Below are 19753 nucleotides of genomic sequence, written 5' to 3' on the forward strand. Positions count from 1 at the left end.
CGGCAACGATAGAATAGACGATCTGGCCCGGCACGAGATGCAACGAAGAAAGCAAGGCAGAACGCCACGACTTTCCTTGCGGTGTGGAGATGAGGACAACGCAGTTCAAACACGCCAAGCACGAAGTCAGTTGGATTGTTCAGGCAGTGGTATACTCGGTTCCGGCGCGCCAGTCGTGCGCGAGACGCTCACGACATTCTTAACGTTCCACAAGCGAGACTTCCGCGCCGGTACCTCGCTCAAAATGCCTTCTCTAGGAAGCGAGATGACAGCTTGCATACCGCTTTCACCGTTGGACAAAGATATGTCGCCCCCATGTTGCCGGGCTACCGCGCGCGCTATGGAGAGACCGAGGCCGATGCCTCCTGTCTGTCTGTTACGCGAAGTTTCCAGCCGGACAAAAGGCGCGAAAACCTTCTCTATCATGTCATGGGGAATCCCTTTGCCCCGATCTTCCACCACGATATCAACAGTCGACCCGGCGTGCCGAAGAGATACTTTGGCCTCCCCACCATAACGGACCGCGTTCTCGACAAGATTTCTGATCGCACGGCGGAGGCTGTCCGGTCGACAGAAGTACTTCATCTTCACGCCCTCGATATGTATGACGGGATGCCCCAAATCCGCTTGATCGTCACAAATGCTTCCAACCAGCGCCTCCAGATCTATGACACGGGTCTCCTCTCTCACCGATTCCCCTCGTGCGAAAGAAATCGCAGCTTCTGTCATCGACTGGAGCTCGTCGATGGTCGATAGCATCTTGCGTTTGATTTCTTCGTCGTTGACGAATTCTGCTCTTAGCCGAAGCGATGTCAGCGGCGTTCGCAAATCATGGCCGATCGCTGCCAACATTTCCGTCCTGTCTTCGACGAAACGATGCAGACGGCTTTGCATCGTATTGAACGACTGAGCCGTCCGCTTGATCTCCTCCGGGCCGTTTTCCGACAGCGGCGGCAGGTTTTGTCCTCTGCCAAGGGCTTCAGCAGATGTTGCCAGGCTTTGTAGTGGTCGCGCGATGCGCCTTGCGATAAAAACGCCGATCGATGCAAGAATAAAAGCGGTGAGCCCAAGTGACATGAGTGACCTGGATGTCCACGAGCTTCTCTTGTCGTGCTGATAAAAGGCCGCGTTCAGCCAGCGTCCGTCATCGAGTTGCGTCATAAACCCATATCCCAAACTGCCCGAGAAACGGAGAACCTTCGCTGGCTGCGGCAGCATCCACAAATAAGGCGTCGGCGTCACCCACGGGTCATTTGCGTTTGCGGTGGCCACTTCGTCGGTGTCTGGCAATTGCGGATGCGACGCCCCAGCCCAGCCGAGCGTGCCGCTCGGGTCGACTGAACTGTCCAGAGGCCGGGAAAGGTGAGCAAGGGCCCTCAACCTCCAAGAATTGGCGTTCGCCGGCTCGCTTTCGCTCAACCAGAACCGCAGATAGCTTCCCTCACTTGCACGCAGCGCTTGCTCCCTCGTTTGAGGCGAGAGCGTTCCCATCAAGCGGGTTATCGCTGCCGCTCGGCTGATGAACTCACCTTTCACCGCGGCGTCGAATTTTTTGGTGTATTCATCCCAAGAAATGAGGACGGTGAGCGCCTGTGAGGCGAGCAACGCCGCAAGGGTCAGACCTATAAATTGCGTCGCCAGGCTTTTTCGCCAAAAAGCAGTCATTCGAATGCAACCTCTGTACACAGGCTGTAGCCGCCACCCCAATGAGTCCTGATGATCGAGGGACTTCTTGGGTTCTCCTCAAGTTTCTTTCGAAGACGACTGATCTGGTTATCAATGCTGCGGTCAAAGATATCGGCTGTCCTTCCGACCGTCATGTCAAGGAGCTGCTCCCGGCTGAGGATCAACCCGGGCCGCTCGATAAACACCTTCAGAAGGCGAAACTCTGCCGTGCTGAGCGGTATCCCGGCGCCATCATCGCCGAAGATTTCCTGACGACCCAAATCGACCTTCCAGTGACCCATACGAACAATCCTGCGGTCAAGAATAGGACGTGCCGACGCAGCACTTGTAGCACGCCGGAGCACAGCTCTAATCCGAGCAAGAAGTTCACGTGGGTTGAATGGCTTCACCAGATAATCGTCGGCCCCGAGTTCGAGACCGACTATCCGATCGGTATCTTCAGCCATCGCAGTCAGAAATATGATGGGAATGTCACCGGAAGCTCGAACCTGCCTGCACAGCGTAATGCCATCTTCGCCGGGCATCATGACGTCGAGGATGATCAAGTCGACAACCTGCCGTTCAAGGATTCGCCGCATGGCCGGCCCACCCTCCGCCACGCTGACCTTGTAGCCTTGTTGCTCGAGATATTGTCGAACCAGATCACGGATGTCGTTATGATCATCAACAACGACGACATGTATGGGGTCTTGCATTACCCTACCTTTTTCTTGGGCATTCTACACTGGAACACGATTGCCGCCATAGAACCAATGCTCTTGGGATCTAACCAATTTTTGCCCGCTTTATCCATCCCGAGCCGTCGACCTTGCATGCTGCGAATCCCCCGTCACAAACCGGACCCCGATACATCCTCGAACCGGCATAGCGGTGGCCGACGAGAGCACCCTTGCCAAGGATTTGAACCGCTCGTCAGAAGAAGCTTTGACCGGTCGTCTTGGCAAGCTCCTCGTGTAGTTGCGGAGCCAGTTTGGAGCTGATGGCAGCCGCGTGGTCTTCGCTGATCCCGACTTCGCCCTGATCATTTACAGGACCGTAGTAGGCCCCTGCCTGCGCTGCCGGATCGGTGGCGGCAAAGAGTGTCGAAAGCGCCCCGAGCTCAGACGGTTTAAAGCGCTCCGGGTGAGATGTGAGACTGCGCCCGAAGTCGCTATCGGGGCCGGGGCCGCTCGGAATCAGGAAGGTTTTTGCGGTGCCCGGATGAGTTGCGGTGACGTGGACGCCCCAACCTGCTTCGGTACTGCGCTGATTGAGGTCTCGCGCCAGAACGAGAATTGCTGCCTTAGAAAGAGCGTAGGCCTTTAACGGCGTGTAGTCTTTTTCGGTTTGCAGATCCTCGAAATCTTTGGCGCGTCTTGCCGCACCGCTACTCAGGAACACAACGCGGGGACTCTCGCCCTTTCGCAAGAGGGGTAATAGATGAGCGGTGAGGCTGAAATGGCCTACCGTATTGATCGCCCAGCATAGTTCTTGTCCGGCGCCGTTTACCTTTCGCTCGGGCGTCCCGGCAGTTGCTGCATTATTGATCAGCGTATCGACGCGATCGACTTGCGTCCGAAGTCGCTCACTGAACGCCGTCACCGATGCCAGATCGCTAAGGTCAAGCGGTTCAAATCGGACATTCGCGCCCGGATGCTGCGCCTTGATCAGAGAAATCGCCTCGCGCCCTTTGTCGGCATTCCTTGAGGCGATGATAACGTTTGCTCCCTTGCCGGCAAGCGCCAGCGCATCCTGATAGCCGAGGCCACTATAGATGCCGCTAGGTGGAAACGTTCCGGTCGGGATGGTCACTGGAACACCGTTTCCACCAGTGATAACGATGGTGCGCCCGGCTTGAGATGGAATGTCTACAGCGCTCCAGCCGGGCGCCACTGACTTGTTGGCAGACACCTGTGCTTCGGCACCCGTTCCGATGGCGGCTGCAAACGAGGCCGTCGCAGATAGCGCCAGGAAACGCCGCCGATCAATCAACACAGATGCAGTGGCACGTGAGAAAGCAGAAAGTTTCTTATGATCGGTCATGTCGTCATTCTCCTGGTTGAAAGGGTGGGCGATGGAATGGCAAAGCGGGCTCGCGTTGGCATGGAAAGGCTCGGCGCCGACGGCATCTTCCGCAAACGATAGCCAATTACGTGCAAACTCGCTTGGCGGGAGCGCCGGCTGCTCCAACAAGGGTGCCTTGGCCGAGACCCTCGACACCAGCACGATGAAGGAGACGCCGAGCTTGCCCATGTCGGCGCTAACGGGGACGCGATACTCGCTGGTATCCGCATTCCGCCAGCCGAATCGCTGATCGGCTTCATGCGTTCCTGAGGCCCCCACCACGCCGCCTTGCACCTGGCTTTGGGCATTGCGTGACCCGACGATCGGCCGGCTGTCTGCGGTCGTGCGTGGCACTCGGACCCGCCGGGTGCTGGCCCCGACATACACCTCGACAAAGTGAACGATGATGCCATCGACAGGCGTAGGGTCGAACAGAGGCAGGTGGGCGACTGCCACCTTCAGTCTGGAACCTTGGGTACCTTCGTCGATCTTCAAGCAAACCACGGCCGTCGAGTGACGCTCTATCGGGTTGTGGTCGTTGGCCCTCGTCGTATAGACCGCCTCAATCATCGTTCCCGCGCGGGCCGGCAGTCCACTGGCATTCTCAAGGTGAGGTGCTTCGCTATTCTCTCGCGTCACCGTTGGAACCGTTGGGATTCTCTCCCCGGCGATGCAAACGTCGCAGACCGTGAGGCGATCGGCTTCGACCCCCACGCCCACGGCGGTGAACGAAAAGACCTCCTGATCAAACGAATATTGTAATGGAACAGTTTCCAAGGTCGCGCCAATTCTCCTGTGCGCGCAACCAATATCTTGGAGACGCGCACCCAGCAGGTTAGCGAAGTGATTACTATCATTTTGTCGTGCAAATGTGCCGAACTGTCACCAAATTGTCTCAAAGTGTCTTCGATCAAACAAAGCCCCCGGCAAGAGGAGCACTCAGCAAACAATCGCAAGCGATGCTAAGGTGCTTGGGCATCCAAGGAGGAAGTGACGAAGGTCTTTCGGAAGGGATCGACTGCGTACGCGAGTATCGTGAGCGGGAAAACTCTTCAACCAGCTACGCGGGACACCGAAAGTTGTCTGAAGCGCACGGGAGAAATCAAGGTGCCTTTGAAACGCCGTTCTGAAGTGATCCGTCATGTCGAGGTCGCTCGATTCGAAGATGGAATAGCGGATCATTCATTCCTTGGCGTGGCCAGCCGTTGCGGCGCGGCGCTTATGGGTAAGGAGCACGAAGCGGCGCTCCCGGTTTGCCGACGCGACCTTGCGTCGATTTAGCCGACCTTTGGAACGGCACCGTCCACAGCCGGCTTGACCGACGCGATCGGTTGGGGAGTTGGGTCATCGGGAGCGCAAGTTTGGATGTTTCTGAACCTCCCGTATCTTCAGCGGATCTCGACACAGTACTGCGACCCGTGCACGGTTACGGCCGCCGCGCGGGCGTTTGTACTGTCGACGAAGCGGCAGCGCTGGGCTGCTTTCCATGATCACTTCAGCGGGCGCTCGCCGCGTTGTTGAGGATACTCATGCGGATCACGGTGACCCCGCCATTGGCCAGCTCGGGCAGGCGCGCGAACCAAGACTGCACATGCGGCGTCTGGTTATGCGCTTCGAAATCGGCTTGGCTGGCGAAGATCTCATAGAAAATGAAATGCCCGGGCGCCTCGCGGCTCTCCTGAAGGAAGTAGAGCAGGTTATTCGGTTCGGCGCGGACCTTCGGCACGAGCGATAATGTGATGGCGCGCAGCGCGTCCTCCTTGCCAGGCTTGGCGTGAACCTGCGCAACGACGGCATAGGCGTCGGCGGGCATATCGGCGTAGCGCAGGCCGCCGGCGTCGTGGGCAATCGCCGGGGGCGTTGCAAAAGCGGCCGCAATCAGCGCTGCCGGCGCGATGTGAGACAGGACTCTCCGGGGCATTTCTAATCTCCTTCTTTCATGGGATTGGGACCGGGTCGCAGATAGCGGCCTCGAGGGCCGGACCGATCTCGCCGACATTTCCTCGGTCGTGTGTTCGCCCGTCATCGGTGTATAGACGCCTATGCGGAGGAGGTTGGCGGCAAGGTCGTTCATTGCCTGCACTCCGCTCAGCGCGCCACCATTTTGCGCCGCGCTTCCAGCGCACTGTCGAAGGTTTGTTTGACCGGACCCAGCGCCTGCACGAACTCGAGCTGCTCGCCTTCCGAGCCGGTGCAGTAGATCAGCCGCCACCCATCCGACTTGCCTTGCGTGATCGGATTGGAATTGGCGTCGAGCGGGGCTGCGCTCCGTTCCGACTCGCTCGTTACGGTTACGACGCGGTTCGCGCGGACATGCGTCATGCCGCGCCGTGCCGCGTCCGCCTCAAGGTCGGCGATGAACTGGTTGAAGTCGACATCGTCACGAATGTGAAAGCAGATATGCATCATCCGCGGAAAGGCGGGGCTCATATGATCGAGTGGCTCGGCGAACGCTCGCGGACCGCCCATTGGCTGGTCGGCGTCGCGATATTGCAGAAGCTCGATGACGACATTGTCGAACTGGATGAAGCGCACGTCCAGCCGCTGGGCACCGCCGCGAAGGTCGGGAATTCCCATCGTGCGCGGATTGACACCGCGTGCGTGCGCTTCGATTTCCTGACCGGTCAACAGCGTATTGTGAATACGCTCACCTTGAAAATCACCGTCCCGCATTACCTCGGTGCCGCCGAGGACCTCGGTATAGAAGGTGAAGGCGCGTTCCATGTCCTGGACCGTCAGGCCGAAATGCTGGACGCCTTGCAATCGCCGGCCAATCGGTAGCTGGGGGTGGGCCGACGAAGCCGTCTGCCGCCCCTGCGCGGCGGCTGGCGTTGCCATCCCGGTCATCGATGCGGCCAGCACCGCGCCTGTGCTTTTCAACGCGTCCCGGCGATTGAGGCCGCCTGAAATCTGCCCATGATTTTTTACCATCGTTGTCTCCCTGAACTTGCGCGCACGCGCGGCGACCCGACCTGCTGCTGCCTGACGCAGCAACCCTGTTGCGTCATTCACATGATTGCCGTGCACTCCCGCGGTTTCGTTATCCCCACGCGCCACACGAAGTGAACGCCGATGTCAGATAAGGGGCCCGCGGCTGGCGCGTATTTCAGAATCTTGCTATTTTGCAGCGACAGGCGCTTCGATGCTTCGCATGAATTTGCGCCACCAAAAGCCTTTGGGCGGCCTGGAGGGCGGGCGGTTGAAATTCGACGAGGCCTGGCGGGAGTTCGGCCACAGTGAAGGCGACGGCGCCGGGCTTGCTTCCTGCAGGGCGATCAATACGTCTGCGGTGCCGCGATACTGGACGGATCATCTGATCGCACCGGTACGCATGATCGGCGCCGGAACGGCGTCGCTCAAATTGAGCTATTGGTTCTCGACGATCGAGGATTCCCCGCAAGAGGGTGATCCGAACTTCGTCAGTGCCTCGCTCCGAACGAGCGCAGCGACGGCCTGGCGCGATGCGGCTTCGTCGGGCCTAATATCCATGTTGCCGTTCGAGGGCGCACAATGGCGCTTTGAGCAGCCGGTGAGCTTCATGCAATTTCACATTCCATTCGAGCTGATGGGCATGGTTTGCCTTTCACTGTTTGGAAAAGACCTCACGCACGATCATATCCGGATGCCTGCCGATGTACTCGATGTCCAGCTACACCACTGCCTGGAGCGCATACGGCATACGGCCTCAATGATCGAGCCTAGCAATCTTCTCCTCGACAGTTGGGCGATCCTCGCTGAAAAATTCCTTTTGCAATTATCGAGTCACGGCGAGCGAAACGGGCACGGACCATTCGGCAAGCTTCCGGCCAGGGGTGTTGCACGTGTCGTCGATTATATCGAAGATGCGATCGACCACGATCTGCGACTGTCAACGCTCGCTGCGATCGCAGGGATGAGCACTCATCATTTTGCCCATAGTTTCCAACAGACAATTGGCATGTCGCCCCATTCTTATGTGCTGGTACGGCGGATCGAGCGGGCTCGAGCCTTGTTGCACCGGGGAGGCGCGCCGCTCGTCGATGTCGCCCTTGCTTGCGGTTTTTCCAGCCAGTCCCATTTGACGACCGTGTTCCGCCGTTGTCTCGGCCTCACCCCCGGCGAATATCGCCGGCGCGCAGTATTCTAGGTCGACAATACGATAGGAACCGACGAAAAGGTATCACAGGTGCGATGGGTATCCGCTCTCATAAGACAGCCAGTTGGAGAGTGTGTTCTCACCCGATCAAATATCCGCTACCATCTTGGATGCCCTGAAGCTGCCTGTCTGCAACCGGCGCCATCTCTATGGATAGCATCAGTTTAGTTGCCGCTATCCACGGCTTACTAAAAAACTCACTTAAATCCCCGCCTCAAGCGCCAACCCAATTCAGACCCGCCAATGCTGTTTTCTGAAGTGCTATTCCAGACGACCCATTGTCCGATCTTTGGAGAACCTGGCAAGAACCATTGCAACTCAGCGATGCGACCGGCGGGACGACGGTTTCGAAGGTGCCGATAAGAGCGGGTGCATCGTGTCCGGTTCGACGCAGAATTCCGCGGCGGCAATCAGAAAGGAAAGATCCATTACTAACTTGATTTCGTTGAAGGAGGACGCCTGGCGCAAAATGATCGACCCATCGCATGAGATTTCGCCCATCAAATAGAACTCGGGCAACTCACCCAGCCCCGGATCAGGGCTGGGTGAGTTCTGATTGTCAGTTGGTTGCTTTGGAGGCAGCCGCCACCCACTGTTTAAACTGTTCTTTGTTGTCGGATATCCAGCTGTCGGCCAGCTTGTTGATCTGACTGGTGCTTCCACCCTTTTCATTAATCGTGTGTTCCCACTCCGACCACGTTGCAAGTGGAAACTTCATTTCTTCAAGGAGGATCTTAACCTGCGGGTTGGCCGCAATGAACTCGCGATTGGCTACGGAAATCCAGTTCCATGAGGCCATCGCCATCCGGCATGGATCTGCACCGCCTGCACATCCTGTAACACCCTTGACCTCGGCAGATCCTTTATTCGGCACTGATGGAGGAAGCGCATCGAAGGGCGTTGGCAACCAAACAACATCTTTGCCCGGAACCAGTGCATTGTTCACCCATGACGGGCTCCACGCGTAGAAGAACGCTGGCTCCCCGCGTTTCACCCGGGCGACAGCTTCCACCATGAGCGCTTCATACTTGCCTCTGACGGAATTGATCGTGTCCTTCAACTGGAACTTCTCCAGCTGAAAATCCACAACATCCCCGCAACTCCAGCCTGGATCGCAGTTGATGAGATCTGCTTTGCCCTTCTTGCCGAAAAGAGCCGCTATCTTCGGATCTTTCATCTGTTCCAGTGAGGTGATGTTGTTGGCATCAGCTGTCTTCTTGTCAATCAGATAGCCATTAATACCGCCGCCGACGATCATACCGTCGCCGATGGCCATGGCCTGTTTTTCTACCTTGAGGTAGCCCGGTTCACGTTGGGGGAAATTGATGTCCGATGCGACATCAAGATCACCTTGTGCGGCGGCTTGAAAGAACAGAGTCGTATTGATGGTGCTGAGTTTTACGTCATAACCCATCTCCTTTAAGGCAGCCATGACAATCTGTGCCGTCACATAATTTGCCCCGAGACTATCGGATTGTGCAAAACGGATTGTCTTGCCGCTACCCGGTAGATTCTGGGCAATTGCGGCCTGCCCACAGGTCATGACTCCTGCAATAGCCAATGCCGCCGTCGCTCGCATGATTGTTTTGATGATGAATTTCATATGCGTTCTCCTTCTGGATCGTTTCTTTTTTCATTGTTGGTGCATCCCTTCGTGACGATTCAATCTCCTCTCTCCAAGATCCGCGTGGTAGCGTGTTTCAAACTGTGCGCCGCCCTGTGGGAAGCGGCAGCTGTTGCACACGACCGATCTGCAGCAGGGCAAGAAGGCTGCGGAACCAGGACTTTGCCTTCACGTCCTTGGGCTGCGCCATTTTCTGAGTGATCCGGTCCAGCATCATGGCCAGGAGAACAATGGCGATACCGCCAACAGCGGCACGCCCGACATCCAGTCGTCCAAGCCCCTGAAGAACGACAAGGCCAAGTCCTTCCGCTCCAATCATTGCGACCACGACAGACATGACCATCGCTGTCAGAACCGTCTGATTGAGCCCCCCCAATATGGTGGGTATGGCAAGCGGCAACTGGATTTCCCAAAGTAACTGACGATTATTGGCACCAAAGGCGAGCCCGGCCTCGACCATTTCCTTCTCGACCATGCGAATGCCTATGTTGGTAAAGCGGATGAGCGGTGGCGCAGCGGCAGTAACAACCGCAACTTCGCCCGGCACCGTTCCCACACCGAACAACATAACCACCGGGACCAGATAGACGAAGGTCGGCGTGGTCTGCATGACATCGAGCACCGGTCGGACAATGTTCCAGACAGAATCGCTGCGGGCGCATAGAATACCGATAGGCACCCCTATGATCGTGCAGATAAGAATTGCGGTTGTGATGAGCGACAGGGTGGTCATGGCTTCGGACCACACACCCATGAAGGCAATTGCAATCAGGGAGACAGCGCTGAAAAGGGCGATCCCCCGGCTTGCCAGCCTGTAAGCCAGCAAAGCAATGAGAAGGACGAAAACCGGGAACGGGATTTGGTGCAGCACATAGTCATTAAAAGAAAGCAGCGTTTCAACCGGCCATTTGATGGCAAGAAAGATCGGCCGGAGGTTGAGCGCAAGCCATTCGACTCCCTTTTGTATCCACACGTCTACGGGGAAGATGTAAAGGTCTTCAGCGTCAAACATTTTGATCACCAGGAGAGGATGGTTGCGGATGGGAAGTCGCGGCGATGCGCGACAATATCTGTTCTGCGGCAAGCGTGCCGATGAGCTTGCCGCTCTCGTCTATGACTGCCATTGGCTGGCCGGACCTGTAGACCCGCGCCACGTCGACGAGTTTGGCATTGGCAGGAACGGTGACATATTCGCCTGAGAGCAGCGGCCCGGGGGATGTTCCGCCATTGACTCGCCGCTGGTCTGTGGCACTGAGAGCGCCAAGAATACGATTGTCTGCATCGACGATAAAGACTGGTTCGCCCGTAGCAGCAAATTTGGTCGTGACACTGCCCGTTGCTGTCTGCGATATGCCCTGAGCTGCTGTCATGATCGAGCGTGCATCGAAGAGTCTGGATCGGTCTATTTCCCGGGTGAAAGCGGCAACGTAGTCGCTGCCGGGTTCAAGCACGATCTGCTGAGGCGTCCCCTCGCGCACAAGTTCGCCTTCGGACATGATCGCGATACGCGTACCGAGCTTTAGCGCTTCCTGAAAATCATGTGTGATGAACAGGATGGTTTTCTTGAAGGTTCGCTGCAAGCGCAGGAGTTCGTCCTGCATCTCCGTCCGGATCAGCGGATCGAGCGCACTGAATGCCTCATCCATGATCAGCACATCGGCATCAGTCGCCAGCGCACGGGCGAGCCCGACCCGCTGCCGCATCCCGCCGCTAAGTTCATGGGGGAAGTGATAGGCCCAACGCGCAAGACCAACAACGGATAGAACTTCCTCAGCCCGCCTACGCCGCTCCTGCAGGGGAACGCCGCGCAGCTTTAATCCAAATTCCGTGTTCTCGATTACACGCTTGTTAGGCAGCAGAGCGAAATGCTGGAAAACCATAGAAATGCGGGTCCGGCGAATTTCACGCAACCGCTCTTCATCGAGGGGGACTAGATCCTCGCCGTCAAGAAGAATTTTTCCCGAACTGGGTTCATTCAACCGGTTGATACAGCGGGCCAGCGTCGACTTGCCGGAACCCGATAGGCCCATGATCATGTAGATGGCCCCCGCCGGGACCGACAAGGTCACGTTGTTCAGGCCGACCACCGCGCCAGTCTTGGCAAGGACATCATCCTTGTTGCTGCCAGCCGCAAGCATCTGCATTGCCCGATCCGGCGATCGAGCGAAAATCTTGTAGAGATTCTCAATCTTTAGACACTCTGTCACGATCGGTTCCCATCTTGTTGGCGCTTGCTCTCTTTGCGGACGCTCCGGCGCTGATTGTTAATGAAAAAGCTAACTGCATGATCCGTCTTCCAGCGATGCGTAGGAGAATTGCGACGGTCGTTCCTTACAAGAACCGGAACGGTCCCTGGCCAGAACAACGCGTTTATTTGGTTACACGCGCAATTTCGTTACGGCATCGTTCATTCTGAACTCTTCCCTTTCATTGGCGAAGAAGCCTGTTGCGAGGCCTGCGATATTCTGCGTCAAACGCGGGAAAAATGCCGGCCAACGCGTATCTTCAGCCAGGATTTTACGCCGACGCATCCGGTGCTCGAAATCGCTATAACCCCACAGATGGTTGCCTTGATTGAGTGTTCCGGTCTCTGTCGTAAAGCAGCCGATCGGGTTTGCGAGAATGGGCTGCTGGATAGCCAGCCCCTCTTGTCTGACAAGCTTCAAACAGCACGCGAGCCTGCCAGACTTGATCCGGTTCATGCGTTGCTCGCCTATCACGGCCGCTGCTCCGCTTTCATTTCGTTACGGATGGCCTGAGCCACGCGGAAACATTCGACTCCGGCCGGTATCCCGCAATAGACCGCGATCTGGATCAGGGCGGCACGAAGTTCTGCCTCCGTCAGCCCGTTGCGAACAGCCCCGCGAAAATGGACGCCGAATTCGTGCATGCGTCCTGTCGCTGCCAACATACCAAGATTGAGCAGACTACGCTGCTTAAGATCGAGCGCTTCATCCGTCCAGGCGGCACCCCAGCAATATTCGTTCAGCACATCCTGAAACGGCCGCGAAAATTCATCCGCATTGTTCAGCGCCCGGTCCACATAATCATCGCCCAGGACCTTGCGCCTGACCGCCTCGCCTTCCTGTTGCAAATGCTTATCCATGGCCTACCAAATCCTCCTCCATGAGAAAACCCTTCATCATGCCAGCAACAAGCTCCGGCGCCTCGATGAGGATCGAATGGCGTAAGCCCGGCAAGATCTGAAGCCGTGATCCGACGATGCGTTCATGCATATAGCGTGCCATGCGCGGATTTGAACCGGCGTCTTCCTCGCCGGTGGCAATCAATGTGGGACAACGAATCTGATCAAGAAGGCCACCAAAATCCGTCTCCGCCAGCACGCGGTACGCAGAGGCGTAACATTCAGGAACGTTCAATGCATTGCGCGCACGCAGGGCATCAATCTTTTCTGGATTTTGCGCCTGGAAATTCTCGGTAAGCCAGCGCGATAGCGAAGCGTTATAATGGGAGCCCGGTTCACCTGCCTGCAGTGCGGCAAGCCTTGACAGCACACGCTCTCGCTCGTCCGGCGTGCGTCCGGCCACAGTGGAAAGCAGAACGAGGCGGCGGATGCGATCGAGATGCGTCAGGGCAAGCCGCTGCGCGATCAGACCGCCAAGCGAAAAGCCGGCGAGATGAAAGCTTTGAAAATCCATATGATCCGCGAGTGACAATGTCTCGGCAACAAAATCATCTATATCGTAACGGCCCTTGATCTTGGTGGAATCGCCGTGCCCGCGAAGATCGAAGGTCAGTATCGTGAAGTCGCCCGCCAACCGTTCAACGACTCCGCTCCACGCTTCGAGGGAGGAACCAACGCCGTGAATGCAGACCAAAGGATCCGGCCCGTTTCCATCGACACGGTAGTTCAAATTGACGCTTCCTACGCGGTGGTGGAGCGGGCCGACCATCTTACTCACCTGCAACGGCAAGGCGGGTACTTTCACGCTCGCGCCGGGCAAAGAAGGGCATCACCTCTTCAGCAAACAATCGCAATGTATTCTTCTGCAATTCAAATGGCAGGTTGAATGACAGACCAAGACAATATTGATCGACGCCGGCTGCCTCGTAGTCCAGCAGCTTTTCGATCACCTCATCGGGCGTCCCGAACATAAGATTCTTGCGAATACTCTCCGGATTATAATTGTCGCGGCCTTTGACGGTGTCGAAAGGCACGGCTTCCGGGAACCCGTTGGTCACAGTACCGATATTCTGGAACAAGTTCTCGAAAGTCCTGCCATAATCCATGCTGTGCTGGACTGCCACCTGCCAGTCGTCAGGCTTGGCATAGACGCAGGTGCGACGTTGCATCATAAATTTCGGCCGAGGAACATGGGGATGATCCGCAACAGCCTTGCGGAACTTTTCACCAAGCACGGCAATTTCCGCGGCTGGTGCGGAGAGCGGCGTTGACAATATGTTCGCACCATTGGCCACGGCCCAGTCGAATGTGCCGGGGTCTCTTGCAGCGACCCAGATGCGCGGATGCGGCTTCTGCAACGGCTTTGGGACGGATGTAGCCAAAGGGAATTTCCAGTAGTGACCATCATGGGCATAGTCGCCGGCCCAAAGCTTCTGCACGGCTGGCACCAGTTCCTTCATATAGGCGACACCCTCCTGCTGGGGGATACCGCCGGCCATGCGATCGAACTCGTATTGATAAGCGCCGCGGGCGATGCCGAATTCGAGCCGCCCGCCGGTCAGGTGATCACAAAGCGCGGCCTCTCCTGCCAGCCGGATTGGCGTCCAGTAAGGCGCAACCAGCGTCGCCGTGCCAAGCCTTATCCGATCGGTGTGCTGCGCCAGCCAGGTAAGCACTGTAAAGGGATTGGGCGAGATCGTGCATTCGATCGTGTGATGCTCCGCTGTCCACAATGTTTCAAAGCCACCTGTATCTGCCAGTTTTACGAGCTCGAGCATATTGCCCAGCACGCTCTTCATTGGTGTTTCGGGTGAAAACCGCTCCATGCTGAGTGAGACTGCAAATTTCATGTTTGTCCCTTCCCGGGCTTTTTCGATGTGATTGCTATTTGAGCCGGATTACGAACGGGTCCTGCATGGCGCCCGAATAATCGATCACCACGTTCTTTGATCGCGAGAATTCCCGCATGACGTCGAAACCGCCGCGTCTTCCGTATCCACTTTCCTTGAAGCCGCCATTCGACGACATGTAAGCAGCTGACCGGTACGTATTGACCCACACCGTCCCCGCATCGATATTGCGGGCAAAGCGCATCGCCCGGTCGATGTCCTGGGTCCAGATTCCGGAAGCCAGCCCGTAGTTCGTGTCATTGGCAAGGGTGATCATCTCTTCCTCGCTCGAAAAAGGCATGACGCCGACCACGGGGCCGAATATTTCGTCGCGCATGAACCCCATGTCGTTGTGCGCATCGCTCAGTATGGTCGGTTCGTAATACCAGCCACGCGCCAGGTCTTCCGATTGCGGCCTGCCTCCGCCAAAAGCAACCTTTGCACCATCACGCACACCAGAGGCGACATAGGCCTCGACTTTCTCCAGCTGCGCCGACAGCGCCAGCGGTCCGACATCCGTATCCTCATCAAGGGGATGACCCACCTTTATACGGCGCGTGCGTTCAACAAGCGCGTCCATGAACTCGTCGTAAATACTGGCTTCGACAAAACATCTCGATCCGGCGACGCAGGTCTGTCCGGCTGCCGCGAACACCCCTGCCACAACGCCATTGACCGCACGTTCGATATTCACGTCGCCAAAAACGACATGCGGTGATTTTCCGCCCAGCTCCATCTGGCAAGGCACGAGATTGGCGGCAGCGTTTGCGGCGATCCGGCGACCTGTCTGGGTGCTTCCGGTAAATACAACCTTCGTGATGCCCCTGTGGCGGGTAAGGGCTTCGCCAGCCGTCGCGCCATTGCCGGTTACGACATTGACCACGCCCGCCGGAAAGCCCGCCTTTGCAATCAGTTCGGCGAACGCCAATGTCGAGGCGGAGGCGTGTTCGGAAGGCTTGATGACAACCGTATTGCCAATGGCAAGACAGGGAGCCAGCGTCCCCGTGAGCAGCATGAGCGGCGAGTTCCACGGTGTTATCATGGCGATGACCCCGAGGGGTTCGCGCATATTGAAGTTGATCATGTCAAGCTTGTTGACGGGTATGGTATCACCCTGCAGCTTGTCGGCCATGCCTGCAAAATATGTATAGGCATCGGGCATGGCGCGCATCTGCGCCAGCATTTCCTTGAGCAGCTTGCCATTGTCCCGCGTTTCGATCATTGCCAATTCATCGGCATGCTCGGTTACGAGTTCTGCAAGACGGCGTACCAGCTTGCCGCGATCCGTCTGCGTCATCCGTCGCCATGCCGGGTTTACCAGCGCAGCGCGCGCAGCTTTCACCGCCTTGTCAACATCAGCTTCATTCGCGTCCGCCAGCTGATACCAGGCTTCACCATTGGTCGGATCATAACTGGGAATATAGACGCCGCTTGCCGGTTGTACAAAAGCACCGCCAATGAACAGGTTCTGGCGTGAGCCCTCTAGTGTCTTTACCGTCGTTTGCATAGGCTGGGTCCTGCATTGCTAAGATTGTTCGCGCATAGTTTTCTGCCAGGGCTGGGCATCACCCTCGATCATTGCGAGGCGTCCACCGTCCCTTGAATCCATGTAGATGCCGAAGCGTGCATCGAGCCTCTCGCGCACGTAACGGCGCAGCATTGCGCGCAGCTCGCGTGTTGGAATGGCATCATAGGGAAGCGCCTGGATGGGGAAGAATTTGAGGTCGGCTGGCAATGCGACGCCCATTGAATCCTGAGAAAGCCGGGCACGATAGATCAGGTAACCTGGATCGCTGTCGGCAACGTCGAAAACCGAATAGAGAAAGGTGTTATCTGGAAGCAGAGTAAGAGCTCCACCATCGTCGAGCTTCAGTTCATTGTCGGCGATACGGCGTTTTGCGCTGGGCAGCACCCATCCACCCCTAGCGTCCGAGCGCAGCAGGATATTGCCCTCCGCCTCGATGAGGTAGCCAACAACCATGCCGTGAGAAGCGAGCCACCCCGCAGGCAATGGATCTTTGACATTGGCATAACGCCCGCGACAGAAGCCAAGCGGCGCCGAAGGGCTGGTGCCGAACGCGCGCACCTGGCCGATGAGAATGATATGATCACCGGCATCAATACTGTTGTGCGTGGTGCAGTCGAACCAGGTCAGGCAATCGGTCAGGACCGGCGCACCGGTATGGACCCGGTCATGGCTGACCGATTGAAACTTGTCCGGCGATTTCGATGCGAAGACGCCTGATATTTCCGCTTGCCCCTCATGCAGGAAGTTGACCGCAAAAAACTGAGCTTGATTGAACACCGGGAAACTCGTGGCGCCCTTGCCAACGCAAACCAGCAGCAATGGCGGATCGAGGGATACCGAGGTGAAGGAATTGGCAGTCATCCCTCGTGGATTGCCTTCGCAGTCGATGGTGGTGATGATCGTCACCCCGGTCACAAAAGTCCCGAAGGCCCTGCGCAAGGCGATGGGATCAATGGCTGTTTCGGTTTGCGGGGCTGGTGCCAACATGCACACGTTACCTTGCTGCTCTCTGCTCGTCATGGAAGCAGGCTAGGCGCTATTCTTTTTCCGTTCTTCCTCCCATAAGACGGAAAGCTTCGTCGCAATGTTCCTCCGGTACAGAGGACGAGACATCGAGCAGGCCGATCTCAGTTTTGACGCGGGGAATGGCTGTCGATGACACTGTGCAGGCGGATCGCGAGTTCCACTGCGAACCGCCGGTCGGGCGTGTCGACCTCGACGCCGAACAGGTCGTGTATCCGCGACAGGCGATAGCGCAGGGTCGTGACATGCAGACCCATCGCATCGGCGCAGGCCTGGCTACGGCAACCCTCCTTGAGAAAAGCTGAAAGCGTTTCGAGGTAAGGAGTCTCGTGAGTGCGGTCATGCGCAACGATGGCGCCAATCGACTCCTCGACGAACCCCTTCACCTCTCCAACATCGGCTGCAGCGACGAACATGGGAAGGGGCCCGAAATCCTGCCCAGACAGAACGCCGCGTCGCCCGAAGGCCCGTGCGATATTTATCGTTCGCCAGCACCTGTCCCAGTTTTCAGGATAATCGGTCAAGGTCACGCACCGGTTGCCGACAACGACGATTGGTTCCTCCTCCAGATGCCGTTTCAGTTCCTCGGCGATGCGGCGCATCAGCTTCGCTGTTCGCTCCTGGCCCTTGCCGGCTTCGAATGGCACAAGACAGACAAGCCCGTCCGCTATTGAGACGACACTCGCGTGAGCCGTATTTTGCTGGACAAGGCGCAGGACCGTGTGATGCAGGTCAGCCGACTTGCCTGCAAGTGTGCGTGTCTGTTCCGGAAAGTCCACTACGATCATCTGTGAGGGGGAAGTGAGGTTCAAGCCGAGCCTTTGACTTCGCTGCAATAGATCGCTGGCATCGCGCCAGCGATGCTCGACCAGTTCCATGAACAGTTCTGTCAGGGTCCGCGTTTCAAAACGAAAACGGATGAAACTGCGCATCATCTGCACACTCAGTGCAAATTTGGCGCTGTCAAGCAGCAGAAGATCGAGATCGCTGAACGCCTGTGCCGTCGGAAAGATGAAGAGGGCGCCGACTGCCTCGCCATCGACGCTCAGCGGTTCGATTCGAACCGATAGATGAAACCGTCTCGTCCCATCGTCGAGGAACAGTGTTTGCGGCTCGGCGCGGGGATTGTCGACCGCTTCGCGCGCGGATTTCATCAGCTGCCGGTTGAGAGAAGTTGCAGTGGCATTGTGCCATGTATCATCGGTGAAATGCGCGGGATCGGGGGATTTTCCCCCGATCAACAAATTGGCGTTGAAGTCCACCACGATCACCGGATTGGCAAGAAGATCGCCAATCGTTGTGGCCAGCGTGGGAATGGAACCCCCTGCCAGCACATCCTGAAGCAGTGACGTGTGCGCGTGCAAAACAGTTTGCAAACGCTCGCCGGCCAAACGCTCGGCCCGAAGCCGGTGCTGCTTTTCGATTGCTATGGCGCCCAGGTGTACGATCATGCCGAGAAAGGCGAGGTCATCATCGGATACGTCCACGATTTCGCGGGAAACTACATTGAGTACCATGGGCCGGCCATCCGCATCGGCGCATTGCATCGGCATAACCAGCACGGTGCGGTAGTCACGCTCAAAGGCTTCCTTGCGATAGCCGGGAAACTCTTCCGAAACGCGGGCGTCGCGTATGTAAACAGGCTCGTTGCGCTTCAGCGCGATCAGTGAGGGGCTGGTTGCCAGCTCCCAGCGGTCTTTCAGCACCCGTTGCAGCAATGTCGGATCGTGGCGCAGCATGACGTGGGCATAACCATGCGCTGCATCGATGCTCATGATCGAGCCCATCGTCCAGCCTGCCTGGCGGCAGGCGACCTGCAACAGATGGCGCAGCACAGTCGTCAGATCACCTCCCGAATTGATCAGGCTGGCGGCTTCGCGAAGCGATATTATCTGATCCTTGTAGTTCACCTTGTTCCAAGCTCCCGCGTCGCGCGGTGCAACTTAATTCATTTGCTGGCAGTGAATGCTACACCGCTTCTGAGGGGAAGCCAGCAGCTTTTTGCTCGCAACCATAGGAAGACATCCCGTCTGCCGCACCGTTAGCTTCATGCATCACCGACCGGATCGAAAGCACTGCAAGATGACACTTGAAATCAGAAAGATCGCCACCTTTGTGGAAGAAACCATGATCGAGGGTGGCCGCAAGGCCGAGCGCCCCGTTACCATGGTCGTTGTGGCAGCAGTTTTGAAGAACCCCTGGGCAGGCAAAGGTTTCGTCGAGAACCTGCGCCCGGAAATCCTGCGTCTGGCACCACCGCTCGGGGCTGAAATGACCCGCCGTCTGGTGGCGTTGATGCCCGCTGACAAGGTCGAGGCCTACGGGAAAGCTGCGGCTGTTGGCGTCAACGGAGAGATCGAGCATGCTTCCGCGCTGATCCATACACTGCGCTTCGGCAACATGTTGCGGGAAGCCGTGAATGGTACGACATATCTCAGCTTCACCAACACCCGCAACGCTCCGGGCTCGCTCTTGTCTCTGCCGATGACTCACAAAAGCGAAACCGGCAAACGCTCGCACTTCCTGACTGCAACATTCCAGATAAACGATGCGCCCGCACCCGACGAGGTGCTGATCGCTATAGGCGCTTGCGACAATGGCCGCGCGCACCCGCGCATTGCTGACCGGTTTCAGGACATGGCGGAAATGGAACAGGAAAAGGCCTTGGTCTGATACTGCG

General features: G+C 57.2%; 18 protein-coding genes. 3 read left to right on the top strand and 15 right to left on the bottom strand.

Annotated features, from left to right (window positions below; all coding sequences use genetic code 11):
* Positions 1-126 precede the first annotated feature (126 nt).
* The 3 genes from CU100_RS17440 to CU100_RS27100 form a co-directional block, all read right to left on the bottom strand.
* On the bottom strand, positions 127-1665 hold the full coding sequence (locus tag CU100_RS17440; protein WP_106717830.1) for an ATP-binding protein: 1539 nt from the start codon (positions 1663-1665) through the stop codon (positions 127-129).
* The gene (locus tag CU100_RS17445; protein WP_106717831.1) at positions 1662-2381 is read right to left on the bottom strand and encodes a response regulator; all 720 of its coding nucleotides are present in this window, start codon (positions 2379-2381) and stop codon (positions 1662-1664) included. The genes CU100_RS17440 and CU100_RS17445 overlap by 4 nt, the downstream gene beginning before the upstream one ends.
* 217 nt (positions 2382-2598) lie before the next feature.
* On the bottom strand, positions 2599-4506 hold the full coding sequence (locus CU100_RS27100) for an SDR family NAD(P)-dependent oxidoreductase (RefSeq protein ID WP_210204100.1): 1908 nt from the start codon (positions 4504-4506) through the stop codon (positions 2599-2601).
* Positions 4507-4836: 330 nt separating this feature from the next.
* Between CU100_RS27100 and CU100_RS27105 the strand changes: the two genes are divergently transcribed.
* Complete coding sequence (locus tag CU100_RS27105) at positions 4837-5010, top strand: hypothetical protein (protein WP_183635528.1); 174 nt, start codon at positions 4837-4839, stop codon at positions 5008-5010.
* A 214-nt stretch (positions 5011-5224) separates the two neighbouring features.
* Here CU100_RS27105 and CU100_RS17455 read toward each other — a convergent pair whose 3' ends face one another.
* Both CU100_RS17455 and CU100_RS17460 read right to left on the bottom strand, forming a co-directional pair.
* Positions 5225-5650, bottom strand: coding sequence for a putative quinol monooxygenase (locus tag CU100_RS17455; RefSeq protein WP_106717832.1), 426 nt, complete (start codon positions 5648-5650; stop codon positions 5225-5227).
* A gap of 167 nt (positions 5651-5817) precedes the next feature.
* The gene (locus CU100_RS17460; protein WP_106718035.1) at positions 5818-6660 is read right to left on the bottom strand and encodes a VOC family protein; all 843 of its coding nucleotides are present in this window, start codon (positions 6658-6660) and stop codon (positions 5818-5820) included.
* A gap of 220 nt (positions 6661-6880) precedes the next feature.
* On the opposite strand from CU100_RS17460, the gene CU100_RS17465 reads away from it, so the two are divergent.
* Positions 6881-7855: an AraC family transcriptional regulator gene (locus tag CU100_RS17465; RefSeq protein WP_170113878.1), complete on the top strand. Its 975-nt coding sequence runs from the start codon at positions 6881-6883 to the stop codon at positions 7853-7855.
* 568 nt (positions 7856-8423) lie between these two features.
* On the opposite strand, the gene proX is transcribed toward CU100_RS17465, so the two are convergent.
* The 10 genes from proX to CU100_RS17520 form a co-directional block, all read right to left on the bottom strand.
* Positions 8424-9467, bottom strand: a complete 1044-nt coding sequence (proX, locus tag CU100_RS17475; protein WP_106717835.1) for a glycine betaine/L-proline ABC transporter substrate-binding protein ProX — start codon at positions 9465-9467, stop codon at positions 8424-8426.
* Between the two features lie 97 nt (positions 9468-9564).
* Positions 9565-10500, bottom strand: coding sequence for an ABC transporter permease (locus tag CU100_RS17480; protein ID WP_106717836.1), 936 nt, complete (start codon positions 10498-10500; stop codon positions 9565-9567).
* Positions 10493-11695, bottom strand: coding sequence for a quaternary amine ABC transporter ATP-binding protein (locus CU100_RS17485; RefSeq protein WP_183635530.1), 1203 nt, complete (start codon positions 11693-11695; stop codon positions 10493-10495). Before CU100_RS17485 ends, CU100_RS17480 begins: the two co-directional genes overlap by 8 nt.
* Before the next feature lie 171 nt (positions 11696-11866).
* Complete coding sequence (locus CU100_RS17490; protein ID WP_210280666.1) at positions 11867-12190, bottom strand: NIPSNAP family protein; 324 nt, start codon at positions 12188-12190, stop codon at positions 11867-11869.
* A 14-nt stretch (positions 12191-12204) separates the two neighbouring features.
* On the bottom strand, positions 12205-12594 hold the full coding sequence (locus CU100_RS17495) for a carboxymuconolactone decarboxylase family protein (RefSeq protein ID WP_106717838.1): 390 nt from the start codon (positions 12592-12594) through the stop codon (positions 12205-12207).
* Complete coding sequence (locus CU100_RS17500) at positions 12587-13402, bottom strand: alpha/beta fold hydrolase (RefSeq protein WP_106717839.1); 816 nt, start codon at positions 13400-13402, stop codon at positions 12587-12589. The genes CU100_RS17495 and CU100_RS17500 overlap by 8 nt, the downstream gene beginning before the upstream one ends.
* A gap of 1 nt (position 13403) precedes the next feature.
* Entirely contained in the window at positions 13404-14483 is a 1080-nt protein-coding gene (locus CU100_RS17505) for an LLM class flavin-dependent oxidoreductase (RefSeq protein ID WP_106717840.1), read from the bottom strand.
* 34 nt (positions 14484-14517) lie between these two features.
* Positions 14518-16029, bottom strand: coding sequence for an aldehyde dehydrogenase (locus CU100_RS17510; RefSeq protein ID WP_106717841.1), 1512 nt, complete (start codon positions 16027-16029; stop codon positions 14518-14520).
* A gap of 18 nt (positions 16030-16047) precedes the next feature.
* Complete coding sequence (locus CU100_RS17515; protein ID WP_106717842.1) at positions 16048-17037, bottom strand: flavin reductase family protein; 990 nt, start codon at positions 17035-17037, stop codon at positions 16048-16050.
* Positions 17038-17177: 140 nt separating this feature from the next.
* Positions 17178-18983: a helix-turn-helix domain-containing protein gene (locus CU100_RS17520; protein WP_106717843.1), complete on the bottom strand. Its 1806-nt coding sequence runs from the start codon at positions 18981-18983 to the stop codon at positions 17178-17180.
* Between the two features lie 172 nt (positions 18984-19155).
* On the opposite strand from CU100_RS17520, the gene CU100_RS17525 reads away from it, so the two are divergent.
* Entirely contained in the window at positions 19156-19746 is a 591-nt protein-coding gene (locus CU100_RS17525) for an amino acid synthesis family protein (protein WP_106718037.1), read from the top strand.
* The last annotated feature ends 7 nt before the right edge of the window (positions 19747-19753 follow it).

Origin of the sequence: Phyllobacterium endophyticum (assembly GCF_003010935.1) — a bacterium.
Classification (GTDB): domain Bacteria; phylum Pseudomonadota; class Alphaproteobacteria; order Rhizobiales; family Rhizobiaceae; genus Phyllobacterium; species Phyllobacterium endophyticum.

What these genes read in the sequence shown, in the direction of transcription:
- CU100_RS17440 (WP_106717830.1), bottom strand. Translation starts at nt 1,665, where the DNA reads ATGACTGCTTTTTGGCGAAAAAGCCTGGCGACGCAATTTATAGGTCTG.
- CU100_RS17445 (WP_106717831.1), bottom strand. Translation starts at nt 2,381, where the DNA reads ATGCAAGACCCCATACATGTCGTCGTTGTTGATGATCATAACGACATC.
- CU100_RS17455 (WP_106717832.1), bottom strand. Translation starts at nt 5,650, where the DNA reads ATGCCCCGGAGAGTCCTGTCTCACATCGCGCCGGCAGCGCTGATTGCG.
- CU100_RS17460 (WP_106718035.1), bottom strand. Translation starts at nt 6,660, where the DNA reads ATGGTAAAAAATCATGGGCAGATTTCAGGCGGCCTCAATCGCCGGGAC.
- CU100_RS17465 (WP_170113878.1), top strand. Translation starts at nt 6,881, where the DNA reads ATGAATTTGCGCCACCAAAAGCCTTTGGGCGGCCTGGAGGGCGGGCGG.
- proX (WP_106717835.1), bottom strand. Translation starts at nt 9,467, where the DNA reads ATGAAATTCATCATCAAAACAATCATGCGAGCGACGGCGGCATTGGCT.
- CU100_RS17480 (WP_106717836.1), bottom strand. Translation starts at nt 10,500, where the DNA reads ATGTTTGACGCTGAAGACCTTTACATCTTCCCCGTAGACGTGTGGATA.
- CU100_RS17490 (WP_210280666.1), bottom strand. Translation starts at nt 12,190, where the DNA reads ATGAACCGGATCAAGTCTGGCAGGCTCGCGTGCTGTTTGAAGCTTGTC.
- CU100_RS17495 (WP_106717838.1), bottom strand. Translation starts at nt 12,594, where the DNA reads ATGGATAAGCATTTGCAACAGGAAGGCGAGGCGGTCAGGCGCAAGGTC.
- CU100_RS17500 (WP_106717839.1), bottom strand. Translation starts at nt 13,402, where the DNA reads ATGGTCGGCCCGCTCCACCACCGCGTAGGAAGCGTCAATTTGAACTAC.
- CU100_RS17505 (WP_106717840.1), bottom strand. Translation starts at nt 14,483, where the DNA reads ATGAAATTTGCAGTCTCACTCAGCATGGAGCGGTTTTCACCCGAAACA.
- CU100_RS17510 (WP_106717841.1), bottom strand. Translation starts at nt 16,029, where the DNA reads ATGCAAACGACGGTAAAGACACTAGAGGGCTCACGCCAGAACCTGTTC.
- CU100_RS17515 (WP_106717842.1), bottom strand. Translation starts at nt 17,037, where the DNA reads ATGTTGGCACCAGCCCCGCAAACCGAAACAGCCATTGATCCCATCGCC.
- CU100_RS17525 (WP_106718037.1), top strand. Translation starts at nt 19,156, where the DNA reads ATGACACTTGAAATCAGAAAGATCGCCACCTTTGTGGAAGAAACCATG.